General features: G+C 34.9%; 4 protein-coding genes. 2 read left to right on the top strand and 2 right to left on the bottom strand.

What is annotated here, in order from left to right; genetic code table 11:
* Positions 1-609: 609 nt before the first annotated feature.
* Positions 610-1,446 (top strand): ATP-grasp domain-containing protein, encoded by an 837-nt coding sequence (locus ACOQFO_RS07300; protein ID WP_421689028.1) that lies wholly within the window; start codon positions 610-612, stop codon positions 1,444-1,446.
* 163 nt (positions 1,447-1,609) lie between these two features.
* On the opposite strand, the gene ACOQFO_RS07305 is transcribed toward ACOQFO_RS07300, so the two are convergent.
* A complete protein-coding gene (locus tag ACOQFO_RS07305) occupies positions 1,610-1,921 on the bottom strand; it encodes a hypothetical protein (protein ID WP_421689029.1) in 312 nt (103 codons plus the stop codon).
* Positions 1,922-2,007: 86 nt separating this feature from the next.
* Between ACOQFO_RS07305 and ACOQFO_RS07310 the strand changes: the two genes are divergently transcribed.
* Positions 2,008-4,389, top strand: coding sequence for a TOTE conflict system archaeo-eukaryotic primase domain-containing protein (locus tag ACOQFO_RS07310; RefSeq protein WP_421689030.1), 2,382 nt, complete (start codon positions 2,008-2,010; stop codon positions 4,387-4,389).
* Positions 4,390-4,487: 98 nt separating this feature from the next.
* On the opposite strand, the gene ACOQFO_RS07315 is transcribed toward ACOQFO_RS07310, so the two are convergent.
* Positions 4,488-5,054 (bottom strand): zinc ribbon domain-containing protein, encoded by a 567-nt coding sequence (locus ACOQFO_RS07315; RefSeq protein WP_421689031.1) that lies wholly within the window; start codon positions 5,052-5,054, stop codon positions 4,488-4,490.
* Positions 5,055-5,319: the final 265 nt, after the last annotated feature.

Consider the following 5,319-nt stretch of genomic DNA (forward strand, 5'->3'; position numbering starts at 1 on the left):
GCATAAAATTACCCCCAGTTTGGTTTGGTTTCTAGTTAATTCCATTATACCAAATGTTGGGGGTTTTTTGTCTTTTAATAGACTACATAATTATCTACCATTATTTAGGTGATGTTTTTCAGTGCCTTCTTACTGTCCCCAGCGTCCCTCATATGACGCACAGCTTCCTTATCCTTAACTATTTTTATTTGCTTCCCTTCGTAATAAATAATGACCGTTCCTTTTTTCGTTATAAGAAAATCAAATAGTTCTTCGCTTAGCCTATTTAGATTACCGAATTCGCTCATTTCTCTACATACCTTTTGTAGACAATAAATATACGATTCTTGTTCGATGCATCATACTAAATTTTCTAAAGAATATATTATTACATACTATAAATATAGTAAGTGGGACATTAGGGACAGTAAAAGTGTCCCACGTTTTTAAATGGGACACTTTTACTGTCCCCAGCGTCCCACCACCACCCGGCATCCCATTAAAAATTATTTTTCTCATGTAGTTATGAGGTGTATTGTATTTGCGAAAAGAAGTGATAGAATCAAAGAAAAAAAGCAGTTTTGTTTAGAATTTCCAAAAATCTACATGAGGGTAGAGGGACAATGTTGTATGCCACATCAGCTAATTTTGCCGGATTTTAATCTTTTATCAGATGAGGAATTATTTAAAAACGTTATGCAAGATACAGCCACAATTTTGGGGCTAAACATGGAGTTTTTATTCGACGGTTGGTTAGTACGATTTACAAACCCGTACAATCCATCCGAACGATACGAGTTATTAGGATATGACATTGGGCTAAATAGTAGCCAATCTTCATTTATCGCAAAAGACAAGGCAATGTGCTATAAATATCTATTTGAAGCTGGTGTGCCTGCCATTGAGCATTTTCTGTTGAAACCGAAAGATTATAAATTTTCTAACGAAAGTGCAAAAGAGACTTTATTGAATGTCCAAAAGAATTACCACTTTCCTTTAGTTGTGAAACAAAACAATGGTGGCGGTGGCAAAAATATACTTTATGCATTCGATGAAACAGACCTAGCCCTTGCCATTGGTGAACTATCAAATAATCATCTTGAGATCTCAATTAGCCCTTACTACGAATTTCCGATTGAGTACAGATGTACTTATTTAGACGGCGAAATCATCATGTCTTACGGAAAAACAAAAGGTGAAAACCTTCAAAACAACCTGTCAAAAGGCGCACAAGTTGTAGATGTACCAGAACTTCTTAAAGAACGATTACATTCTTTAGCCATCCAAGCAGGAAAAGCAATCGGTTTACGTTTTGCCAATATTGATATCGTCGAAACGGAAAAAGGATTAATTGTATTAGAAGTCAATGCCTCCGTTGCACAAAAACGTGTTGTACGTCATTCACAAGAGCTATACCAACAAGCTGTCAATGTGTATGTCACTGCACTTAGGAAGTTGATCGGGTAGTGGGACATTGGGGACAGGCTTTCTGTCCCAGTCCTGGCGGATAAAGTGGAAGAGAAAATTAATTAGATATGAGTTAGCAACTATATATAGTTGGTGGCTTTTTTCATTTTTGGTAGCGAATGTAATTGTATGATAATAAAAATGAAAGCATATTATCACCTATTCATTCTTCATTAGAATCAAAAATAAAAAATGATTCTTCTTCCTCCGTTAATAATCCAAATTCTTTCTTTGCTTCAAGAATTAGAATTTCATCACGCCAACCAAGTCTATTAAACTTTGACCAAATTTTTTGGTTATACTTATGAAACTCATGAATCTGATCTGTGAGCTCTCCATAATGTAACTGCCCTACTTTCCACTGTTGAAAACTTTCATATAGTCTCTCTAATGCTTCTTCTGTAACTTTTTGATGATACTTTTCAACTAGCTCACGGTCCAACTTTCTCTGTTCTTTTGTTTTTTCTTTTTTCATCATTGAACCCACCTCTACTTATTAGTTAATATGTTGGTTGTGAATAAAAAATATAATAGTTTGGAAAAATATAGTTAGGTGATAATATGGATAATCTGAAGTATCAACTCCAAAAGGCATTGCAAGAATGTAATCGATTAAAACAGGAAAATATGCAATTAAGGGCAATTTTACATTTAAATAACATTTCCTTATCCTCGCCTTCCACATTAAAAAGTAATGAACTTGTGAAGTCAAAAACACAAAAAATCCAAGAAAGAATCCAAATATTTAATGAGCTTTTTAAAGGTAGAACAGACGTTTATGCAAAAAGGTATGAAACAAATAACGGAAAATCCGGCTATACACCAGCTTGTAAATTTGAGTGGCAAAAACCTATCTGTCAAAAACCTGCGATTAAATGCTCCGAATGCTCACATAGAACTCTTCTCCCATTAACCGACCAAGTAATTTATGACCATTTAGTTGGTAAACATACAATCGGCCTTTATCCACTTTTACAGAATGAAAAGAGTTGGTTCTTAGCAGTTGATTTTGATAAAAAAAGTTGGCAACAGGACGTTCAAGCTTTCATTTCGACTTGTAGAGAATTACAAGTTCCAGCTAGTATAGAACGTTCAAGATCAGGTAACGGAGCACATGTTTGGATATTCATGCAAAAGGCAACATCAGCCTCTCTTATTAGGAAACTTGGTCATGTCTTGCTTACTCGAACTCTTTCCAAGCGATATGAATTAGGCATGGATTCGTTCGATAGGATGTTTCCAAATCAAGATACACTGCCCAAAGGTGGATTCGGAAATTTAATTGGCCTTCCGCTTCAAAAGGAGCCTAGAAAAAATGGAAATAGTATTTTTGTTGACCACAATTTTGTCCCCTACCCTAATCAATGGGAGTATTTAAAGGGTATACAAAAGATACCGGAAGAGAAAATACAAGAAATTGTCCATTATTTTTATAAAAATAATGAAAAAGTAAAGCCGCCTGTTGAAAGTGCTATAGGAATTCCTACCATCATAAATATGCCTAAAAGGATTACTGTTATTGAAAAAAATGGGTTAATCATTAATAAAGAAAATCATCCATCTAATTTGATACAAAAATTAATCGAACTCGCCACTTTCAATAATCCTGAATTTTATAAAGCACAAGCAAAAAGAAACGCTACTTATGGTATACCGAGAGTAATTTCTTGTTCTGATGAATGCAATCAATTCATAGTACTTCCAAGAGGATGTAAAGAGAATCTAATAAAGCTACTAAATGATCTATCGATAGAAGTAGATTTTCAAGATGCCACAAATCAAGGATTACCATTTTCTGTGGATTTTATAGGCAAATTAAGAACGGAACAAGAAGAAGCCGTAAGTCAACTAATGCAAAATCCAACTGGTATTTTATCTGCAACAACAGGTTTTGGAAAAACGGTAATTGCAGCTTCATTAATTGCCAAACGTAAAACTAGTACTCTTATTCTAGTGAATAGAAAACAATTAATCGATCAATGGAAGGAAAAGTTGTCTACCTTTTTAGATTTGAAAGAACAGGAGATTGGTCAAATCGGTGGTGGAAAAAATAAACCGACAGGAATTATAGATGTTGCAACTGTTCAAAGTCTTAATTATAAAGGTGAAATAAAAGATTTGGTTACTCAGTATGGGCAAGTTATTGTAGATGAGTGTCATCACATATCTGCTTTTAGTTTTGAAAAAGTTTTGAAAAAGGTTGAAGCAAAATATATTCTAGGATTGACTGCAACTCCAACTCGTAAAGATGGACTTCAACCAATAATGAACATGCAATTAGGACCTATCCGTTATAAGGTGAGTGCTAAAAGTAAAAAATCAAATCAACCATATGACTACATTCTTTCCCCAAAATTCACTAATTTTAAAAGTAGATTAGAGGAAAAGGAAATGAATATCCAATCATTATATAAAGAATTAGTAAACAATCACTCACGAAATGAGATGATTTTCAACGATGTTTTACAAGCTTTAGAGGAAGGATCAACTCCACTAATACTAACTGAGCGTGTTGAACATGCTCATACGCTCGCCTCGAAATTTAAGGGGTTTGCTAAAAATATTTTTTTATTAACTGGAAAGATGAAAGAAAAAGAACGCCAAGAATTATTAAACAAGCTTAAAAATTTAAAAGATGATGAAGAACGATTAATTATTGCAACTGGAAAATATATCGGTGAAGGCTTTGACCATTCAAAACTTGATATATTGTTTCTAACAATGCCAATTTCATGGAAAGGTACATTACAACAGTATGTGGGTAGACTTCATCGATTACATGAGCATAAATCAGTAGTAAAAGTAATTGACTATGTAGATCATAAAGTGGGATTATTCAACGGAATGTTTGAAAAAAGATTAAAAGGATATCGCTCTATGGGGTATCGGGTGTTAGAGGAAAAAAATCATGATGCCATAGATGGACAAATGAAGCTGTTTTAAGCGGCTATAGCGGGTAGTGGGACATTGGGGACAGGCTTTCTGTCCCACCTTTCTGTTCGAATAGACAGTGGGACAGTTTTACTGTCCCCGACGTCCCATTAAAGTGATTTTCCACAGTAGTTACAGTAAATGGCGTCGCTCGAATTTTCTTTTTGGCAGTGGTTGCAAATTTGCAACAATTTATCTCCACATTGATTGCAAAACTTTGCGTCGCTTTGATTTTTTTCGCTACAACTTGAGCAGGTAATAGAATGAGTTGAATTTGTCCCCTCATGAATGGCTTTAGAGATTTCTTTTACCCCGATTTTTGTTTCAGAAGCTAAGTAATTGAAAGTATCTTTCGCAACCGGTGCATACTCCCTACTTCCATACTTTGCAATGGCTCCAGCATAGCCGGCTTGCGTTAGTACAGCTCCAACAAAAAGCAACGGGGCACCTAAGAAAAATAACCAAAAGAGTTTAGGACCTCCAAAATCCCCAAATTCGACAAATTCTCCAAACCCTCCAATCTGTCCAAACCCCGAGTCAAATGGGTCATAAGTGAAAAAGTCAATAAATGCCACAAGAATACAAATAGCCCCTGCAGATAAAAATATAGGACCTAACGTGCGAAAGGTATTTCGAGTTTTTAAATGCTGTTCCGTAACAAATTTCTTCTTATCCAATTTCATTCCCCCTTATCGATCAGCAAATTCGATTTAATTTCTTATTTACTTATACGGATAAATGAAGAGTAAGTTCCATTAAATTGGTTTTTAGCATCGAGAAATGATTATCCGAGTTAATTATCTAATCGAGTAGGAGACTAGTCATTAATTGACTAGTCGACCTCTCACACCACCAGTACGTACGGTTCCGTATACGGCGGTTCAATAACTTAAGTATCGACGCTCATATAAGAAATTAAGGTCTTTTATTCCCCACTTAATG

It is taken from the genome of Ureibacillus sp. MALMAid1270, assembly GCF_049202975.1.
GTDB lineage: Bacteria > Bacillota > Bacilli > Bacillales_A > Planococcaceae > Ureibacillus.